This window comes from Granulicella aggregans (assembly GCF_025685565.1).
GTDB lineage: Bacteria > Acidobacteriota > Terriglobia > Terriglobales > Acidobacteriaceae > Edaphobacter > Edaphobacter aggregans_B.
Genome location: NZ_JAGSYE010000001.1, coordinates 1,214,135 through 1,234,608, shown reverse-complemented (window position 1 = coordinate 1,234,608; position 20,474 = coordinate 1,214,135). Strand labels below are relative to the sequence as shown.

At 59.0% G+C, this 20,474-nt stretch carries 13 protein-coding genes; 5 read left to right on the top strand and 8 right to left on the bottom strand.

Features of this window, described 5'->3' with window-relative positions:
* Positions 1-53: 53 nt before the first annotated feature.
* The 4 genes from OHL18_RS04930 to OHL18_RS04915 form a co-directional block, all read right to left on the bottom strand.
* A complete protein-coding gene (locus tag OHL18_RS04930) occupies positions 54-998 on the bottom strand; it encodes an SLBB domain-containing protein (protein WP_263373711.1) in 945 nt (314 codons plus the stop codon).
* The gene (locus OHL18_RS04925) at positions 985-3,240 is read right to left on the bottom strand and encodes a GumC family protein (RefSeq protein WP_263373710.1); all 2,256 of its coding nucleotides are present in this window, start codon (positions 3,238-3,240) and stop codon (positions 985-987) included. The genes OHL18_RS04930 and OHL18_RS04925 overlap by 14 nt, the downstream gene beginning before the upstream one ends.
* A 477-nt stretch (positions 3,241-3,717) precedes the next feature.
* Positions 3,718-4,911 (bottom strand): glycosyltransferase, encoded by a 1,194-nt coding sequence (locus tag OHL18_RS04920; RefSeq protein ID WP_263373709.1) that lies wholly within the window; start codon positions 4,909-4,911, stop codon positions 3,718-3,720.
* A 67-nt stretch (positions 4,912-4,978) separates the two neighbouring features.
* Positions 4,979-6,100, bottom strand: coding sequence for a glycosyltransferase family 4 protein (locus tag OHL18_RS04915; RefSeq protein WP_263373708.1), 1,122 nt, complete (start codon positions 6,098-6,100; stop codon positions 4,979-4,981).
* A gap of 76 nt (positions 6,101-6,176) precedes the next feature.
* On the opposite strand from OHL18_RS04915, the gene OHL18_RS04910 reads away from it, so the two are divergent.
* Complete coding sequence (locus OHL18_RS04910) at positions 6,177-7,058, top strand: glycosyltransferase family 2 protein (protein ID WP_263373707.1); 882 nt, start codon at positions 6,177-6,179, stop codon at positions 7,056-7,058.
* Positions 7,059-7,138: 80 nt separating this feature from the next.
* Here the strand turns inward: OHL18_RS04910 and OHL18_RS04905 are convergent, their stop codons facing one another.
* Both OHL18_RS04905 and OHL18_RS04900 read right to left on the bottom strand, forming a co-directional pair.
* The gene (locus tag OHL18_RS04905; RefSeq protein WP_263373706.1) at positions 7,139-7,900 is read right to left on the bottom strand and encodes a hypothetical protein; all 762 of its coding nucleotides are present in this window, start codon (positions 7,898-7,900) and stop codon (positions 7,139-7,141) included.
* A gap of 309 nt (positions 7,901-8,209) precedes the next feature.
* Complete coding sequence (locus OHL18_RS04900) at positions 8,210-9,097, bottom strand: hypothetical protein (RefSeq protein WP_263373705.1); 888 nt, start codon at positions 9,095-9,097, stop codon at positions 8,210-8,212.
* Between the two features lie 390 nt (positions 9,098-9,487).
* Here OHL18_RS04900 and OHL18_RS04895 point away from each other — a divergent pair, with 390 nt between their 5' ends.
* The 4 genes from OHL18_RS04895 to OHL18_RS04880 all read left to right on the top strand — a co-directional run bounded on the left by OHL18_RS04895 (position 9,488) and on the right by OHL18_RS04880 (position 14,087).
* On the top strand, positions 9,488-9,724 hold the full coding sequence (locus OHL18_RS04895) for a hypothetical protein (RefSeq protein WP_263373704.1): 237 nt from the start codon (positions 9,488-9,490) through the stop codon (positions 9,722-9,724).
* Between the two features lie 557 nt (positions 9,725-10,281).
* Positions 10,282-11,052: a 2OG-Fe(II) oxygenase gene (locus tag OHL18_RS04890; protein WP_263373703.1), complete on the top strand. Its 771-nt coding sequence runs from the start codon at positions 10,282-10,284 to the stop codon at positions 11,050-11,052.
* 95 nt (positions 11,053-11,147) lie between these two features.
* Complete coding sequence (locus OHL18_RS04885; RefSeq protein WP_263373702.1) at positions 11,148-12,308, top strand: acyltransferase family protein; 1,161 nt, start codon at positions 11,148-11,150, stop codon at positions 12,306-12,308.
* A gap of 129 nt (positions 12,309-12,437) precedes the next feature.
* A complete protein-coding gene (locus OHL18_RS04880) occupies positions 12,438-14,087 on the top strand; it encodes a hypothetical protein (protein WP_263373701.1) in 1,650 nt (549 codons plus the stop codon).
* Positions 14,088-14,424: 337 nt separating this feature from the next.
* Here OHL18_RS04880 and OHL18_RS04875 read toward each other — a convergent pair whose 3' ends face one another.
* Positions 14,425-15,768: a DUF1501 domain-containing protein gene (locus tag OHL18_RS04875; RefSeq protein WP_263373700.1), complete on the bottom strand. Its 1,344-nt coding sequence runs from the start codon at positions 15,766-15,768 to the stop codon at positions 14,425-14,427.
* Between the two features lie 60 nt (positions 15,769-15,828).
* On the bottom strand, positions 15,829-20,337 hold the full coding sequence (locus OHL18_RS04870; RefSeq protein ID WP_263373699.1) for a DUF1800 domain-containing protein: 4,509 nt from the start codon (positions 20,335-20,337) through the stop codon (positions 15,829-15,831).
* Positions 20,338-20,474 lie beyond the last annotated feature (137 nt).

Here is a 20,474-nt window from a genome sequence, read left to right as displayed (position 1 = left end):
GAGAACTACATCCTGAAGAGGACCGGATGATCCAATCGGTCCTCGTCAGGCGTTTAGTAGCGATAGATGGTGGCGCTGCCTGCGGCGCTGGCTATGTTGCCGACACCGAGCAGAGCGTTCTTCAGATAGCTGAACGGCACATAGATGATGTCGCCCGCCTGCAGTGGCCGGTCTGCCTGTTTGCCCTTCTGCATGGAAGAGAGAGGGAGGTGGATATCTTCGAATTTGCCATCCGGCAGCTTACGGATCAGTCTGGCGCTGTTCGGATTTGCCGTCTTGTTCGTTGCGCCCGCCAAGGAGATCAGCTGAAGCACCGTCAGCGGAGCATCGTTGTTCACGATGGGGAATCCGCCAGGCCTGCCGACGTCGCCCAGGACATAGACCAGCTCCGCGTGGGCGACCCGAACCGTGTCTCCGGGATACACCATTACTTCGCGGGTGAGCAGCGTCGTCCCGGTGCGCTTCACTCCCGGCGCGCTAGAGTCAGGCGTGGTCAGAGGAGAGTTCGCGTTATAGAAGGTCAACAGCTCCCCGGTAACCCGTCGCTGTACCACGACGGTCCTATCAGCATCAGGCAACAGCCCTCCCGCGAGTGCAAGGACCTCGGAGATCGTCTTGCCGGTCGCGATCGGATAAGCGCCGGGGAGATGAACCGCACCCAGCACGGAGACGGACTGCGTGGCATAGCTATCGACGGTCACCACGACACGAGGATTCACGAGGTAATGCGAGCTCGACATGAAAGCGGCGATCTTTGCCGCGGCCTGCTCAGGGGTCAGGCCAGCGATACGGATATTGCCGCCCATCAACAAGGGGAAATCACCGGCGTCGGTGACCCGGCTCTGCTGGTTCAATTCGCCGGCGTCGAAGTAGACGACATGGACCAGGTCTCCAGGGCCGATGAGCAGGCTCTCCTGGGCACGGGCGCCGATCACTGCAAACAGGAACAGGAAGATCGCCACAATCTTCGCCAAGGAAAAAGTCTTAAGCAGTCTCATGCGCGTCCTCCTGGTAGTAGTTGGCGGTCGTCTTGCCGAAGTAGCTATGGTAAAGATCGGAGTTGGTGCTGACACCGTTCAAGACCACAGCGATACTGTCTGGCTTGGCTCGCGATGCCAGAATCTGATAGGCACGAGCGAGGGACGCCTCTTCCGTGACCCCTTGATGCGCAACCAGGACAGTGGAGTCAGCCATCGCGCTCAGAATTGCTGCGTCGACGACCGGAAGCACCGGGGGAGAGTCGATCAGAACGAGTTCAAACTGCTGCTTCAGTTCATCGATAAGGAGATTCATCCGCGGCGAGCTCAGCAGCTCGGCAGGGTTTGGCGGCGTAGCGCCTCCGGGAAGGATGAACAGATTGGGTTGCTTCGGCACCTGCAAAAGAGTGGGAGCCACTGGAGGTCCGGCAAGCAGGGTCGAGAGGCCCTCCTTCGCAGTAAACTCGGGGCCCGCATCTGCCGTACTGCGGAAGTCCGCATCCACCAGCACGACGCGCTTGCCCTGCTGGGCGACGCTGACCGCCAGGTTTCTGGCGGTAACACTCTTTCCTTCATGGGCGTTGGCGCTGGTCACGACGATGACCCGGTGCTGGGCCACGCCGACCGTGACAAGCGAGCTACGAATGCTACGAACCGCTTCGCTGTATGCCGACCGGGGAGCCGCCAGCGTACGCAGTCCGCGCATACCTTCGATCGCGGGTTGTCCGTTCCCATACTCGGGAAGGATGCCGATCAATGGAAGCCCCATCTGTTCGATCTGGGACGTCGTATGGATGCTGCGATCGAGCCCTTCCGCGATCAGCATTCCGCCAAACGCAAAGAGCAGTCCGACAGCGATAGATCCAGCTAACACAAGCAGGGTGTCCGGCTTGGAGGGAGCGGCGGGAACGCGCGCCGGGTCAACGATCGAAAGGTCGCCGCCCTTCAGCCCCTTGAGAACGCCCGTCTCCTTCAACTTCTTCAGCAGGTCCTCGTAGAGGGTCCGGCTTTGGTTGGCCTCGTCGCGTTGAATGGTGTAGTCGACAGCCTTGTCCTTCAGGGCGTCAGCCGCACGATGGTTTGCTTCATTCTCGACACGAATCTGGTTCTCGTTCGACACGGCAATGTCGTAGTCGTTCTTCGCCCTGGTGGCCACACGCGCGATTTCGTCGTTCAGCGCTGTGTTCACATGGTCCAGCTGCGCATGAAGCTCGGCCATCCTCGGGTAAGCAGTGCCGTACTTTAGTTCGCCGTCCGCGATCTGCTGCTGCAGGGTCGACTGCTGCAGCCGAAGGTTCTGAATCAATACGAGCGAGTTGGCGACAGGAGCTCCACCTGCTGCGCCTGCCGTACCGCTAAGCTCGGAGATCAATTCAGCGTTTCCGGTTCTGACCGCCTTGTAGACAGCTTCCTTGACGATCCGGTTCTGATTGGCGGCGGAGAGCGCGGCGGTTGACTGCTGCAACTTATCGAGAACGCTCGAATAGAGCTGCTCGTGGCCGTTGCTGTCGGTACCGAGGCTGAACATGTCAGTCCCTTTTTGTAGCGCCGCGAGCTTGGCCTGGTCCTCCTCACTCTGCTTGCGGAGGTCGGCGAGCTGGCTCTGGAGGAAGTCGCTCGCCTCGGAGGACGACGCGGTCTTCGACTCGAAAGAGAAGTCGGTCAGGCTCTGGACGAGCTTGTTCACAACCGCGGCTGAGAGCTTGGGGTCGGGATCAGCGTAGCTGACCTGGAGCAAGCGGGTCCCGGTAAGAACCTTAACGGTAAGATTCTTCTCGAACTTGTGGATAGCACGGGTTCGCCGGGCGGGCGAATCTTCGAGCGAAGCACCTTGAGGATCGGGCTTCCCGGAGGGAGTGAAGAGGCCAATGACCGCGCTGATAGGGTTCCAGTGAGACTTGAAGTCGGGGGTTGCCTCCAGGTTCAGGTCGCGAATGACGGCCAGGGCAAGCGTGTCCGACTGCAGGATTTGAGTCTGCGTCTCGAGATTGATGCTCGTCGCCGCCGCGTCTGCACCAAGGCCCGCTGCAGGGGCACCCAGATCAGTGAGATCGATAGGGGTTGCGCCTTCCTTCTGAACCTGAACGAGAGCGACAGCCGCATACCGCTTGGTCGCGGTGATGCAGTACAGCAGGGCCAAAAGAAAGCATGCCCCAAGAATGATCAGCCCAACATTCCGGCGCCTGCGAAGCACCCGGACAAGATCGTTTACAGTAAGTCCCGCTTCAACTGCCTGCGGTGTGTCGAGCGCGTAGTTTGCCATTTTCCTCTTTCATTACGACACTTGGGTCAGTGCGATGTGTCTGAAGATCCGTGGGATCGGACTATCTAGCTTGGACTCGCCTCTTTTGTGTCTGGACGTTCGGATGGTTGTTCGCTCGGAGGGAAATCCCTCGAACTTTCGGTTTGCCTGGTTGAAAACCGCGCGAATGGAGACACCCCTAGCCCTGCCCGATGCAACTTCTCGGGTAAGGATTCTCTCTTCTCAGCAAAAGCGAACTTGACCGAAAGTTACCATTCGGGGTTTTGAGTGTCAAGAAAATCAAGCCCTGTGCACCCACTTAGAAACTACCGTCTAACACTTTCGTGGTACGTCTCGGAAGCAGAAGGAACCTTTGAATCTACAGCAACTTACCATCGCAACGCGGGTTGCACACCACGCATGGAGGAGCTGCGCTCTACGACCGCTGGAAGAGGCAGACCCGCCGGTTCGAACCGGCTCGGGGCCTACCCAATTAATTTAGTTGGTTTCGAAGGCAACACTATTCTGTGATGCCTTTCCGGGCCGGAAGTTTGCCCGCACGGCGTCGTAGATCTCTTCCAGGCGAGCCGTCTGCGTGTGTACGTCGAATCGTGACCGGACCCACCGCAGTCCTTCTTCCCGCGAGGCTGCCCAGAAACCGTCGTCTTCGAGGTAGCGCAGCAGGTGCGCCGCCAACATCTCGACGTTGCGCTCTTCGGCGAGCAAGCCGGTCACACCCTCCATCATCGTCTCCGGGATACCACCGTGCCGGTTACTAACGACAGGCACACCCATCGCCTGGGCCTCGGAGAAGACGTTGCCGAAGGCCTCACTCATGCCATCGGAAAGAGTAACGCTGGGCGCGCAGAAGACGCGGGCCTTATCCAGCCACTTGTGAATCTCCGCCTGCGGCTGCTCTCCGAGGAACTTGCACCGTACGCCGAGTTCTCCCGCCAGACGTTCCAACTCCGACCGGAAGGTGCCATCTCCGATAACTACGAGATGGGCCTCCGCCTGGCGCTGCTGAACCTGCGCCATCGCCCGCAGCAGGTAATCGCACCCTTTATAAGGCACGAGCCGGCCAACGTAGAGCACGAGCTTGGGATCCATCTCCACGATCGGAAGCACGGGGGTGAACTTCCTCAGATCCATCCCGGTGTAGTGGACGCGCAGCTTCGCCTCGGGAAATCCGGACTTGATGGCTTTGCCCTTGATGAACTCGGAGACGCATAGGAACATGGAGGCGCGCTTCCAGAGGCGCTCCCGCCAGGCCAGAAAGGGTCGCTGAAAGAGCTGCTTCTGCAGGTCTTCGTCAGCCATAAGCTCTGCCCCGCCACGAAGATGCAGCATCAGCGGAAGCTTCGTCGCCTCCGCCAGGAATACCGCCGCCGGCCCTCCTTCGGCAAAATGTCCGTGAAGGATGTCCGCCTTCACCGCCCGCGCCTGGGAGTGGAATCCCGGAGCCACCCCGGTCCAGCGGTACGCCTCGCGCCGGACGCGCGCCACCCGCGTTCGCTCCGATGTCAACATGATCGGCGGATCTTCCATCGGGTAGTTTTTCTCCGCGGGAATCAGCCCAATGTACTGGGGTTGATATCGCGTAAGTGCATTCACCTGCAAGGGAATGAACGTCTGCGTCGAGGGCAGCATACGCTCTGCAAAGACCAGCACCTTCTTATCGCGGCTCTCCAAGCTCTCTCCTTTTAATTCGTTACGGAAAAGGTCGTGCGGCCACTTCCAAAGCCACGCTTACATGGCTTCAGGCAAAGACCTTCAGATACGCCACTCTCACCCGCTCTGCGGTGTATCTTTCGCCGATGATGCGATAGCATTCCCTGGCGAACTTCGCTCGCACTGCGACATCTGTTGCTACTCGTATCATGGCTTGCTGCAGCGAACTCTCATCCCCCGACGCGAAGAGCACCGCGCCCACGCCGTCGTCTGTAATCTCCCGATGCACCGGCAGGTCGCTCAGGATGCACGGTAGACCCCGGCCCATCGCCTCCAGGCTCGACATCGGCAGGCCCTCCGGGCCGAGCGATGGCATGCAGAAGATGTCCGCCAACTCATAATAAGGTTGCATATTTTTCTGGAAGCCGGCGAACTCGACCTTTCCCGAGGCGATCAGGTCGGTCGACATCTCCTCGAGCGCACCCCGGTAAGGGCCATCTCCCACGACAACCAGCTTCGCGCCGGGAACCCCGCGGATGGCGGCAATGGCCAGCTGTATTCCCTTGTATCGTTCGAGGCGGCTCGCGCATACGATCGTGATCTCGCGTCCGGGCTCGCAGCGGACCAGTTGCGGAGAACCCTGCCCGGCCAGCCAGTTCGGGATAACCACGGTCGGCACCGCAGGCCTGATCTTTTTCACGCCGATTCCGACTGTCTCGGAGACGCAGACCACTTGAGTGGCCAGGTGGACGCTGATTCGCGCCAGCGCGCGAGGAAGAAACTTGAGCGGGGCGCGATACCAGGGGAAGAGCTCCATCTCAAACGGGCCATGCCGGGTGTAGACGGCACGGCGGCCCAGGAGCCGGGCCTCGAGCATGAGAGTCGCCTCAAGAAATCCGTTTACCTGGATGATGTCGATTCGGTCCCGAAGAAGAATGATGGGGAGAATCAATGCGGTCAACAGAAAACGGAGCGGCTTCAGGGATCCTCCTAGAGTGGGCAGAAGGGTAGTCTTCGCTCCCGCCGCTTCCAGGCGCCTTGCCAGCTCGGGCAAAACGCAGAGGGCATGCAACTCCACCTTGCCAGTGAGAAGAGCCGTGAGGCTCACCAGGTAGTTTTCCACGCCTCCAAAGTGCGCTCCCAGGTCGATCAGCAACACTCTTGGCTGCTTTATCAAATACTTGGCCCCATCTTTTTCATCTTCCAGCACTAAAAATCCTCCCGCAGATATTTTTTTTGATGCGTTAGCGTAAACCTCTTGCATGAATTCGTGATCTAATCCAAATATGCCGATCATTAGCTTGGTGTGCGCTACCAAAGGACGGACCGGAGAAGTGGAGCAGTTGCTGGACTCCCTCGTCGCGCAGAAACATGCGTCGATGGAGGTAATTATCGTTGATCAGAACCAGGATGATCGCCTGGTGCCGATCATCGAAGCGGTTCGCGACCGTCTCGACATAAACCATCTACGCATGGAGCCGCGTGGAGTCTCCGCAGCCCGCAACGCCGGTTTCCGCGCTGCACGCGGCCGTATCGTGAGTTTTCCCGATGACGACTGCTGGTATCCGTCCACGCTGGTGCGGGACGTTGAGGCCTGGTTCAATGACCACTCCGACTATAAGATTCTGGCTGTCGGTTGCACCGATCAAGACGGTGTTCGCAGCGGCAACCGGTGGTTCCAGGAAGAGTGCGACCTCAAGGTATCTAACTCCCTGCGCACCACGATGTGCCCCACCATGTTCTTCGATTGCACCGAAGAGATGCGCGCAGTCTTCTTTGACGAGTCGCTCAACTACGGCGAGGACACTGATTTCTGCCTTCGCCAGTTGAAGACGGGCGTCAAGGGCAGGCTCGATTCGAAGATGAACATTTATCACCCGGTGCGCGACATGCTGAGTGGCACCGTCACCGCCGACCGCGCCGTGAAGTATGGCAGCGGCATGGGAGTGCTGGTTCGGCGTCACGCGACCATCGTGCTATGGGTCGCCCTGCTGGCCTACGACCTTCTCCGCGCGGCTCTGGTTGCCTGCCGCGGTCGCATGCACGACGCTTCGATCGTCTTCGCCCATGCGCGCGGCCTGACCCGTGGATACATGAAGGCAGCTCTGATCGGCGACTTCAGCGCAATTGAAAAGCGTCGCTTGCTGGTTGACGCTGACGACGTATAAGCAACCTGTCTTTCCGGCCTACTTACAGATCAAAAGCAAAATGTGGAACTTCGGTTCCGCATTTTGCTTTTGAATCGGCTTTAGTCTACCCAGGATGCAGCCGCGGAATCCTGGACTGCGTAGGCCGCCTGGAGCAAGGCGATGTCCGCAGCCGTATAGGTTCTGCGGATCTGGACATCGTTCTGAGAGCCATGCACATTACCCTGGATAAGGCCTGTTCCCTGGGTGCCAGGCAGTGTTGGGAAGCTTTGTTCCCAGGGTTTGATCTGGCGCACCTGGAATCCTCCGCGCAAAGCTTGCAGATGCAGCCATACGTCGTCGGCCTTGGGACAGAGCTCCGCAAAGTCCAGACCGGCGGCCTTTAGCTGTCGCTGCAGCGCCGGTGGATAGATGACGCCGGAGACGCCAGTGGCAAAGTTGAGAATACTCGGAGCAGTCGAGCCGCACCTCTCCCAGGTCACGTAGGGGGCGAATCCAGGGCCCTCGAGCAGGATCTTGTGGGCGCGACAGCAAGAGACCAGCGTGGGATGACGCATGAATGCGTCGGCAAGCCCCTTGAGCCATCCGGCTGGGTAGAGCGTGTCGTCGTCGGCTGTGACCAGAGGAGCGTTCAGCGCAGTCTGGGTTTCGATGTAGGGATAGTACTTTGTGTGCGGGCCGTAGCTGCCGGCGAGCCTTACTTCAAGACCCCGGGCCTCAAGTCTTCGCAGCGATTCCGGACGATTCCTGAAGGCCACCTCGTCGTCCAGCCAGAGGATCAGCCGCCTTGGAAGCAGGATTCCCCTGCCAATCGACTCCAGGGTGAGATAGACCGTCTCAACCCGGCTCCCGTGGCTGGTCATGGAGACGACCGGGCCTTCTGCTGAGATAACCGATGCAGTCTCGATGCGGTTGCGACGTTTGAGGCGTCGCAGGCAGAAGCCGGTGCTGCGGAGGTCCAGACCGGCCAGTTCGAGCCAGAGCCGGTGGGAGACCGCGCCTGGGCTAAGCCCCGGATTTGCATCGCGATACGGCAGTAGGCCCCCCTTCCTTCTCAGCTCGTTTTAAGCCTTCAACCCAAGGATGTTGTGGTTGACTCTTCATGGACGCTTTGGATTCGGATTTCGCGAGTATGCAGGCGCAAAACACCGCTTCTGGAATGAAGACGTCATCTATTCCGGCTGAATCTGCGACTTAAGCAGCGCAATGTCCTCAGCGCTGTATGTCTTTTCAATCTGAAGGTCATTTTGTGATCCATGTACGTTCTCTACAACGAGCCCGATGTCCTGGGTTCCTGGTAACTCTGGAAAGCTCTGCTCCCACGCCTTTAACTGCCTGATGCGATATCCTCCGCGCAAAGCCTGCTGGTGAAGCCAGACATCGTCTGCGCGAGGGCAAAGGTCTTCAAATCCCCGCCCGGCCGCCTTGATCCTCTCTTGCAACTCCGGCGGGTAGATGGTGCCTGAAACTCCCGTTGCGAAGTGCAGGAAGCTGGGCTGAGTCGACCGGCATCGCTTCCAGGTGACATAGGGGGCAAATCGCCCCCCCTCAAAACGGACGACATGGGCGCGATAGCAACTAACCAGCGAAGGGAACTCTGCGTAGCTATCTGCGAGTCCTTTGAGCCAGCCATGAGGATAGACTACGTCGTCGTCCGCAGTCGCTAAAGGAGCATCGAGCAAGGTACTGGACTCGAGGTAGGGATAGTATTTTTTGTGTGGCCCATAATTCGGAGTCTGGCGGACCTCAAGCCCCCGCGCCTGGAGCCTGCGAAGCGTTTCAGGGAGGTTCTCCAGCCTGTCGATCTCATCGAGCCAGAGGATCAAGCGGCTGGGGAGAAGAGAGCCCAATGCGATGGATTCCAGGGTCAGATAGACCGTATCCACTCGCTTTCCGTAGGTGGTGAGGGATACGACCGGTCCTCCGGCGGCGATGAGCGGCTCGCGCGACGCTGCATTGCGATTTTCGAGCCGCCTCAGCAGGAACCTTGATCTTCCTACATCCTCAGAGGCAAGTTTCAGCCAAAGCCTGTGGAACAGCTCTCCAGGCTTTATATCCATGATGCGTTTGATCGTAGGCAGAAGACTCTCCTTGTTCCGGGCTGTCACCCAGGTCTTTCAGTCCAGATCACTGTTTGGACTCTTCGGTCCAGCGTGTCTACTCTTCTTGGCGTGGCAATCGAGTGCGGGTGCCTTTCACCCCTTACGGTTGCTCCAGGCGTTCGATTGGAGATTATGCGCGCCACGCGAATCTTTCCGAGAGGGGAAGGGCGCGGCGAGCGAGACATTTGCATCAAATCCGGTACAACCAACGCGCCATGTACTCAGCCATGCGCTGGCATCTAAGATCAGGAAGCCTGACGAATAGTGCGACCCAGACGTCGTCTGTTTCAGGCTACCAACGAGAACGACTTATATCAATTTGAATCCTGCATCACTTTCGGAGTTTTAATGACCACTCCCCGGTTTGAGAAGCACTCGGATGATCTGACTCTGCAACGCATTCTTTGCGCACCGACCTGGCGGGCACGCTTCTTCGAAGCGGCCGCAAACGCCGCCGCCTCCATCGTCAAGTACTCCATTGAGCGACAGGATGCGATCGGTGCCGCGCTCTGGATGGAGCGGCAACGATTCTTCAGGAGAAAGGCAATACACTCCGGGGCAACTGCGGCAATGGACTCGGTTTAGCCGCTCTTCCCTTCACCGCACACCTCTATGTATGCCGGTTGAAAGAACGCGGATCCGGCGGACTCTACAAGATGAAAGATGGGAAATCGAAGTTTCCTGCTTCCTTTGAAGAGCGTTTCGACTACCTTTTCCTTACCCTATGTCCATCTTCTCCACCCCTGAGCCCGAGCGCCCCTCGGACGAACATACCCTGGAGATGCGCTTGACCTATCCGGTCCGGCTCCTCTACAGGCATCTCTGGCTCAATCTTCTCTTCGCCGTTCTACTCGCTTCCAATCTTTGCTTTCCAAGGATCTCGGACGATCTCGACATGGATTGAAGCATGCCTCATCAGATTGTCAAAGTTTTTCCCAATTGCTAGAATGAGAGTGCGGCCAACCGTTGGTGAGATCCAACATCTTCTGCAATTACAATTAGTTAGCGGGTGCCGGACCGAGCGGAAGGCCGAAATCGCTCCGGGAATCCTTTGGCAACATAGATTCGACCGGGGGTGACTCATGCAGACAGAGACCGCTGTAAAAACAACGCACATTGGTCATATTGAAGGGATTGCATCGATGCTTACCGATCGAGTCAGTCTCCCCGCACCGACCTCTGAGATGTACTCGCGGTACAAGAACGCGGTTCCCTTCCCCCACTTGGTCATCGACAACCTCTTCCCGACGGAGACCCTCGAGGACATGCTCGAAGAGCTGCCACCTCTGACCGACGATAAGTGGGTCCACGATCGGAACGCCCAGTCGGTCAAATCGAACTTTCGTTCCGCCGTCGACCTGGGACCGAAGGGATATCAGTTTGCGGCCTTCCTGAACTCTGCCGGATTTCTCTACCTTCTCTCGGAGATGACCGGCATCTGGGGGCTCTTGGGCGATCCTTACCTGGGAGGCGCGGGATACCACGTCGTTCCGGCAGGTGGCAAGTTCGAGATTCACGCGGACCGCAACACCGATATGAATACCGGACTCTTCCGGCGTCTGGCCATGCTGACCTACCTGAACCACGACTGGGACCCCGCGCTCGGCGGACAGCTTGAGCTCTACAACGACGATGCGACGAAGTGCGAGAAGGTCGTGGAGCCGATCTTCAACCGGACGCTCATCATGGAGATTGGCGACAAGAACTTCCATGCCGTTCGACCGGTCCTCTCCGACACACGCTCGCGGATGTCCTTCGCCACCTACTATCACACGGTCGGCGAGAAGGACTTCAAGGCGCACAGCTCGATCTACGCTCCCACCTTCTATCAGCAAAAAGAGCCGCTCGGTCGCCGCCTCGCGAAGGATCTTCTACCCCCGATCGTTCTCAAGGCGCTCAAATCGGTGAAATAAGGCTTACCGGCGCGTCGCTCGATCACAGGGTGACGCGCCGAACTTCGCAGCGCAAGCTACTAACGCGCACTCCTTGGGAGCCCAGAGGAATCCGTATGAGCGCCGCGCCGAACTCCAGTGCCGAAAAGATTCATCCGCTCACCTCGCTTCGCTTCTTCGCGGCCTTCTTCGTCGTCATCTACCACACGCTCGGAAACCTGGTGCGTGGCCAGTTCCTCCCGGGAAACATCGACACCCCGCACCCTGCGGATGCGCTGCCGAACTTCGGCAGCCGGTTTCTCTCTCTCGGATTCGTCTCCGTCAGCTTCTTCTTCCTGCTCTCCGGGTACATCCTCGCCATCGTCTATCTGCGAAGAGAAAAGCCGATCGACCGGCGCAAGTTCTTCATAGCGCGCTTCGCCCGGGTGTATCCGCTCTTCTTCATCACCCTCCTGATGGATCTTCCCTTCGCCTTCCGTGGCCTGGCGCGGCTCTCCAGCGTGCATCACGCCCTGTTGAAGGTTCCGCTCAACTTCGTGGTGGAGACTCTGATGTTGCACGCGTGGCTGGTGAAGTTTGCAGGCATCAACTTTCCCAACTGGTCGCTCTCAGCCGAGACCTTGTTTTACCTGAGTTTCCCCTTCATCGGGCCGGCTTTGTGGCGGCTTCGAGGAACCGCGCGCTGGACGGCGGTGGTACTGCTGTTTGTTGGGGGACAGGCGATCGTCTTCGCCTGGTCGACCTTCTTTGATCTCTCCCCCTTTCAACCTATTCCGCTATTGCATCTCTCAACCTTCGCTCTCGGCATTCTTCTTGCGAGCTGGCAGTTTGATTCGCAAAGTAAGAGTCCGCAGTCCTGGCAGGCTTACACGGCGCTGGCAGCTGCGGCCATTGCAACGGTTGCGGTCGTCGAGATCTCGCCCTGGGTACCGTTGCACAATCTGGGCGACGGCATTCTCGCTCCGATCTTCATGCTGCTGATCTGGGCGCTATCGAGCAGCTCCACCGTATTCGCGCGGCTTCTAAGCGTCCCCTGGCTCGTGGTGCTGGGCGAGGCCAGCTTCGGGCTCTATCTTCTTCACATCCCCATGCTGCACATCTTCGAATCGATCCATTCGATCGCGCAGCCGTGGGCGTATGCCCTGTACCTGGCGCTCACCATCACATTGAGCGTCCTCAGCTTTTACTTCGTCGAGGCGCCGCTGCGCCGGTGGATCCTCGCGAGCTTCGACAAGCGCCCTCGCGAATCGATGGAAGCAGCATCGATCGCTCAGTGAAGCAGTTCACAGACCCTTAGACCTGTCCGCTTCTGCTTTCGTTCTGCTCCGTTGCGATACGCTTAACACAACCAACCGATTGCCCAAAAGAAGGGCGCAAAAGACATCCTAAAATTGCAGGAGACCCCGATGGAAGCTGTAGAACGCCCCCGCGCCAATCCCCTGTTGCTCTACTTCGCCTGCCTGCTGGCAGGCACGCTCGCGGTGATCTTCTTCTATCCGATTACGCTCGAGGACGCTTACATCACGTTCCACTACTCTCATGCCTTCGCCGTGGGTGACGGCATTGGCACCTGGAACGTCGGCCAGCCGCCAGTGGAAGGATTCAGCAGCAGCCTTTGGATGTTCCTGATTGGCTTCGGGGAGAAGGTTGGGCTGTCGCCGTTCTTCGTCTCGAAGCTGGCGGGATATCTCAGCTACGCGCTTACTTCCCTGCTCTTCCTGGTCGCCTCGCTTCGTGAGCGCAACGAAAGCGCTCTCGCCGAAAACTTCGAACAGCCGCTCTTTCTCGCTGCGATCATCTCCGCCCTCTACATCCCGCTGCTCTACTACTCCATGACCGGCATGGAGGTGACCTTCGTCTGCGTACAAGTTGCCGCCACGCTGCTGACGCCCTTTCTCTGGCGCAGCAATGGAATTCGAGCAATCTGGTCGTCGTTGCTGGCGTTGTCACTCGTATTCACTCGGCCAGAGGGGATCGTGATCGCGGTTCTGGTCAACGGCTACTGGCTGTACGCCTTCCGCCGTAAGAGCCGCTGGCCCGCGTTCGCCATTGCGAGCGCTGTGGCTATGCTGGCTGCAATGACCGCCTACCGGCTCCATCACTTCGGTGAGCTGGTGCCGAATACCTACTTCGCCAAGGCGACCGGCGGCACGCTCTCGCACCGGCTTCTGCTCGGGATGCGATACGTGCGGCACTTCTTTATCGCGGTGGCTCCATTCACAATCGTCTTCGCTCTAGGCCTGGTAGCAGCAGCACGACGCAAGTTCACTTTGAGCCTCCATGTCTTTCTGCTCGGGTTCTTCGCGCTGTACGCCTTCTACATCCTGAAGGTAGGTGGAGATCCGGAGACTGCGTTTCCTTTTTCGCGGCAGTTCGCACACATTGCGCCGATCTGGATTCTCTACCTCACCGTGACCCTCGCGCTCCTGGTTCCCGACCAGCGCAAGGCGCTGATCTTCGCGGTCGGCCTGATCGCGCTGACCGACCTGGAGACGATCGCGACGCGACATGCGCTCTTGTTCCCCCGGCAGGAGAAGCTGCTCACTGAGTATGGGCCGTTCAAGCTGGAGCCACCCAGCCCTTTCTACGCGTGGCTAAGGCAGTTCGCTGCACCCGATGCGTTGTCTTCAGTAGCCCTGGCCGGACAGTGGCCCTTCTACGTGCCAGGAAATTACATCGATAACCTTGGCCTGAACGACTCCTACATCGCGAAACACGGCCACCTGCAGCTGACCAGCGGCATCGTGGACTCAAAGTCCGACATGGGCTACGTGATGTCACGGCATCCGCAGTTCATCGATGGCTATATCAGCGGCCAGAAGATCGTCGACGGGCAGTGTCCTCTCGAAAACAACGACCGCTCACAGATGATCGACGAGATGAAGGCCGACCCTATCTTCCAGAAGGACTACGTCTTCGTAAAGAACGCTCCGTATGGCGATCTCGACCGGGCGCTGTTCATGCGCGGGGACGTTGCGGCGAAGTATCCGGACAAGCTGATCGTAGTGCCTGTGACGGCCACCTCGCTCTATCGGACGGACTGCCCGTTCCACTAAAGCCCCGGAAACCTTCTAAAAACTCGTCCTCACAATCAAAGCTCCCTTTGAACTCGTCATCTTGATCGAAGCTCCCTTTGAATTCGTCATCTCGACCGGAGCATCGCAGCTTTATCGCGATGCGCAGTGGAGAGACCCCCGCATTTCGTTCTTGTTCTTGTCTTTGCTGTCTTTCTGAAGCTGGAGAAATCCAACGTCGAAGTTTTGACAAGTTCTCAAAGCGTTCTCCTTCAGCAATGGGGAGATGTCCAGCGACTTAAAGGCTGAAGGCCGCAAGGATTGCGAAACTCTCGCAATCAATGCGGCCTTTGATTTGGTACGGGGGAGGGGCCTACGTCTAGATGAACCCGAGATTCCGGGTTTCAAAGTTCGGGAGCGTGGGAAGCACGCTGTTGAGGTTTGCATCAGCGACACCGAACCAGCTGGCGAGAGTCGCCGCATATTGGGCAACCGACGTGGTTGGAATCCAGCGGCCGTTGACTCCAGCGTCGTCCGGACCACCGAGAGCAAGCGTGGGATAGGTCCCGTAGAGCTTGCCGCCCTTGACTGCTCCGCCAACGATGATGTGGTGACCGCCCCAGGCATGATCGCTGCCGGTAGCAGAGTTCGGCTGCAACGCGCGACCGAAGTCCGAGGTGGTGAAGGTCGTCACCTGCTGGCTGACGCCGAGTTCCACAGTTGCCTGATAGAACGCGCTGATGGCGGCGTTCATGTCCTGCAGCAGGCTTGGGTGCAGCGAGACCTGGTCGGCGTGAAGATCGTATCCGGTTTGGGTCGCGAAGAAGATCTGCCGGCCCGTTCCCAAAGCCGAACGCACCTGGATGATCTGGGCGATCTGCTGGAGCTGAGCGGCGAGGGAGGTCACGGGGCCTGTCGGGAATACGGTGGAGATGGGTTGCGCTGAGGAGACTGCGTCCTGCAGCACCTTGGAGTAGCTGTACGCATTCTGCGTCAGCGTGTCATCCGCCTGCACCAGCGTCAGACCGCTGTTGAAGGTCAGCAGGTCCTGAGCTGCCTGAAGCCGCGTATCGCAGCCGGACTTTTCGGTGCACAACACGCTGCCGGTGTTGCCGGGGATGACAGAAGCATAGGAGGTGTTGTAGCCGTTGCAGAAGATGTGCGACCCGGTCACGGAGGTGACCACGGGATACTGCGCCGGGGAGTTGCCGCCCTGAAGCAGGTCCGCGATGCGACCGCCCCATCCCGTGCTTCCAGTGACATCCTGGGCGGAGTTCTGCCAGAGCGTCTCCTGGTCGATATGCGAGAACAGATTGTGCGGAGTCACTGCGGTCCCGCTGAGATACTGCTGTCTCGTCGTGGGAGCAACGAGCGTTCCAACGTTCGCGAGCACCGCGGCGTGGCCGCTGTTGAAGAGGGATTGAATGCCGGGAAGATTTCCGTTCAGTCCGTAGCTCAGACCGTTGAGCGGAAGCAGACTGCCCTGCGCCAGGCTCAAGGGACCGCGCAGCTTTGCGTAGTTCTGATATCCAGCGCTATCGGACGGTACGATCAGATTGTTGCCGTCATTGCCGCCATCGAGCTGGATGCAGACCAGCGCCTTGTAGTCCGACGAGCCGGACTGCGCGAACGCGTTGAGTGCGCCGAATGGCCCGATTCCTGCCGCTGAGCCGGCGGCGGCAAGTGAGATGTAACGTAAGAAGCTCCTGCGCTGGATGTTCATGATTCAGATCCTCCCGATAAAACTACGGACAAGTAAGCTGCAAGTTGTGGCAACGCGTTTCTAGTGGATGACTCTGTACTGCGGCGAGCTGATGATCAGGTAGACAGCGGTACGCACTCGTTGTGCAGGATCGGTCGTACTGGAGATCGCGTTCATGATGGTCGTGCGCATCTGCGTCGACATATTTCCATGCAGGAAGAGGTTGCTCAGCTCCTGCAGGAGAACATCGTTGCTGGCCGCGGCCATCGTGCCCAACCGGCCCGTCGCTGTCAGGTCGATCGTCAGCCTGCCGAGCTGGTTGTTCACTACGTTGCTCGAGAGGGTCAGCTTCTGCATGATCGTGGCCGTGTCCTCGAGAGCGAATTGAGGACCATTCAGCCCCGTGTTCATCAGCGTCCATTCGGCGGGGTAGAAGTTGAAGACGGTCGGAGAGTTGAAGACCCGCTGCCCCTGGCTGTTGGCAAAGCTGTCAATCGAGGTATAGGCGGTGTAGTCGTTGTAAGCCGCCTTCGGCACCGCATTCAGAGCGCGCAGGATGTTTGCCGTCCAGATAATCGGTTCGCGAAGATAGCCGTCGGTCGCCGACTCTGTCGTGTCACCCGCGCGGGCCTCCGGATCGAGCAGCAGCGCTTTGACCACCGCCGCCATATTTCCGCGCACTCCGTTGCCATCGTTTGCGAAGACTGCTGCAATGCGACCCACGTACTCCGGCGAAGGATTGCTCTTGACCAGGTGCTGGATCAATTGCTTGGTGACGAACGGTCCTACGTTGGGATGATTGAAGACATCCTGGATCGCCGCATCGAGGTCCTGCTCCGCAGTCTGTCCTGCCGGAAGCGTGGTGTTCAGGAGCACTTTGGCCGTAGTGTCGTGCGCCGATTCGACGGCCACCATCGGGTTGTAGAGACTTCCGCTCCAGTTGGGGAAGGTCGTCTGTCCCGCTCCCATGTCATAGGTCCATCCCGTAAAGACGCGGGCGAAGGCTTCGACCTGAGCCTCGGTGTAGCTCGGAATCGGGTTGCCGCTGCTGTCGGTCTGCAGCGTACCGTCTTGGTTTAGCATGTACAGCCCGAGGTTGAAGAGCTGCATGTTCTCGCGAGCGAAGTTCTCGTTCGCAATGGCCCCCGCTGCCGGCTTACCGCTGTTGGCCATGTTCAGGTAACGTCCCATGGCAGGCGACAGCGTCATGTCCTTCAGGATGGTCGACCAGTTGGCGAAGGCATCCTTCGTCATAAGGTTCGAGTAGGCACCAACCATGGCGGTGTTCGCCTCTTCATAGCTCACTACCAGCATCTCTGTCAGCGTCATCGAGACGCGCTGACGAAGCTGGTCCGGTCCGGTGATCGCATCCTGCCACCAGTATTCGTCGATGCAGATGTAAGGATTGCTTGCGCAGGCTGCCGGCATCTGGCTTTGCAGCGGGAGATAGCTCGCCGGCATAGCGATCTGCTCATCGATGAAGTTGCTCAGGCCGATGGTCTGGACGTGCGCGACCAGGTCCTCAGTCGGACCAAAGGTGCTCTGATCGAGCAGGCGTCCCGCAGCCACGACCGAGACACCGACCACGTTCACTGTCGCCGAGCCCGAGCTGCTTGGCTGGATCTGGCTGGTTGCCGTGATGGTCACGGGAAGGTTAGACCCTACTGTCGTCGGAGGTGTATAGAGGCCGGTCGATGAGATGGTGCCCGGGTTGGCTCCGTTGGCAGCCGTCACCGACCACGTCACTGCGGTATTGGTCGTTCCCGTAAGCGTGGCGGCATATTGAGCCGTCTCGCCGGCGGCCACCTGGCTTGCCCCGATGACGGTGACGCCAACCTGGCCAGGCAGTTGCACGGTGTAGGTGGCAGATTGCGTCATACCGGGATTCGGCGTGATCGCCATGACAGGTGCCGTTCCACCCGCAGTCTGCGTGGTGGTGACCGTAGCGGTCAGCTGGGTCGAACTCACGAACGTGGTCACAAGGTTCACACCCTCGAACTGCAGGAACGTCGTGGGAATGAAGTGGCTGCCGTTCACCGTGAGGGCGATGTTCTTACCGCTGGTGGCTGCGGTGGCTGAGGTGATGAGCGGAACGGCATTGAGCAGCCCGACCCCGATCGACGCCTTCTTGGTCGTGTCGGCCTGGCTGGTCGCGATGATCGTCACGCCGGTATGGACAGGCTCCGTGGCAGGCGGTGTATACAGACCGGTCGCAGAGATTGTCCCGTAGTTCTCGGTCGCCGAGGCTCCCGTGAGCGACCAGGTCACAGCTATATTCGAGGATCCGGTCACGGTTGCCGTGTATTGAACCGGGGTACCGAGATAGGCTGTCGTATTCCCGGTGACCGCGACGGCGACCGCTCCCGGAATCGTCACGTTGAAGTTTGCCGACTGCGTTCTGCCGGGGGCCGGGTTGATGACGCCAAGGACGGCAACCGAGCCGGCAGCGGGATTGTTCGTGATGGTGAACTGCAGATGGCCGGAGTTCACATAAGTCGTCGTCGCACCGTATCCGCCGTAGAGAACTGTTGAAGCGGACATGAAGTTCGTACCGAACACATCCACCAGGAAGGTGCTCTTGTTGCCGGCTGTCAAGGTTGCGGAGGTGATGGCCGGAACCGGGTTGCTGATCGTTACGCTGATCGCGTTGTTCTTGGTCGTGTCAGCCTTGCTGGTTGCAGTAATCCAGATCTGACCGTGGACTGGCACTGCTGGCGGAGGCGTGTAGAGCCCCGCGGCGGAGATCGTCCCGTAGTTCTCGGCGGTTGAGGCACCCGTGATCTGCCAGGTGACTGCGGTATTCGTCGTGCCGGTCACAGCGGCGGTGAACTGCGCGGGTGTTCCGGTAGCCACTGTCGACGACCCTGTTACAGATACGGCCACGGCACCGGGTATCGCAAAGCTGTACGTTGCGGACTGAGTTCTTCCCGGAGCGGGAGTGATAACCGAGATCGGCACCAGGGTTCCCGCAGCTGGCGGGGTGGCGATCGAGAACTGAAGATGCGAAGAGCTCAGATAGGTCGTCGGAACGCCTGAACCGTCGATGACCGTCGACGCCGAGGTGAAGTTGCTGCCCAGAACATCGACCAGATAGCCACCTTTGCTGGTGAGGGTAAGGTTCGCTGCCGTGATCGCCGGGACCGGGTTGGAGATGGTCACAGCGACTGCGGATGTCTTGGTCGGATCGAGCTGGCTGGTAGCGTTGATCCAGATGGCATTGTGTACCGGTACAGTCGCCGGAGGCGTGTAGAGACCGGCCGAGGAGATGGTTCCGTAGTTCTCGCTCGTCGATGCCCCGGCGATGCTCCAGGTCACGGCGGTGTTCGTGGTACCCGTCACCGTCGCTGTGTACTGGGAGGGCTGGCCCGTCGTTACCGTCGCGTTTCCAGTGGCCTGTACGGCGACTGCAGAGGGAACGACAGCGCTGTAAGCGGTAGACTGCGTCTTTCCCGTTCCTGGGCTGACCACGATCAAAGAGATCGAGCTTCCGGCAGCCGGCGGAGAGGTCAGCGTAAATTGCAATTCGTTCGCGCTGACGACCGTCGTTGGGACACCGTAGCCGAGGTACTGAACATAGGAGGTCGGAATGAAGTTCGAGCCTTTGATGTCTACCAGAAAGGTGCTCTTCGCGGCTGCCGTAAGCGTCGCCGAAGAGATGGTAGGCACCGCAGTAGAAAGCGTCGTTGTCATCGTGGAGGTCTTGGTCGTATCGACCACGCTGGTGGCAATCACCGCGATGATGTTGTGCGCGGGAACGATGGCCGGAGGCGTGTACACACCCGAGGCGCTGATCGTGCCGTAGTTTTCGCTGGGGGCGGCGCTCGCAACCGCCCAGGTAACAGCCTGATTGTCCGTTCCAGTCACGGCAGCCTTGAACTGGGACGACACATTGACTGTCGATTGAGCCGGGCCGGTTACTGTAACGCCTACGGTCGCGGGAACGGCGAAGCTGTAATTGCCGGATACGGTCTTACCAGGGGCCGGGGTCGCGACAGCGATGGACACAAGCGTGCCCGCGGCCGGTGGGCTCGACAGTGTGAACTGGAGATTCGTTGAACTTACGTAAGTCGTCGGGACACCGTAGCTTCCATACAGAATCACGGACGATGGCAGGAAGTTGCTGCCCATCACATTCACCAGAAAGGTGCTGTGATATCCGGGTGTCGCGGTCACTGTGGAGACGACCGGGACCGGGTTCATGATGGTGACAGTTGTCGCTGTGCTCTTGGTCGGGTCGACCGTGCTCGTCGCGACAATGGAGATGATGTTATGGATTGGCACCGTAGCAGGCGGCGTATACACACCTGAAGCCGAAATTGTGCCGTAGTTCTCGCTGGTGGAGGTGCCTCGGATCGACCAGCTCACCCCAGTATTGGTCGTTCCGGTCAAGGAAGCCGCGTACTGCACGGGCGTTCCGATGGCCGCTACCGCGGATCCAGCTACAGAGATAGCGATCGCGGACGATGCGCCACTAGTCTGTACCGCTGCGGGTGATGCCCCGCTTGCCTGTAGAACCCCACTGCCACAGCCCAACAACACAACGAGCCCAAAGAAAAAAGAAAAAGAAAAGCGATTCAGCGTAGCAATCATCTGTATCTCCAAAAAATCGAGATCAAAAAAAGTTAAGGTTTGAAACTTAGTGGTACAGGGCTGATCGCGTGCATCCAGCTCTTCCGGTGCTCTCTACCTGGCAGCCCGTACCCAAGTTCTACAGATGGACGGCAACC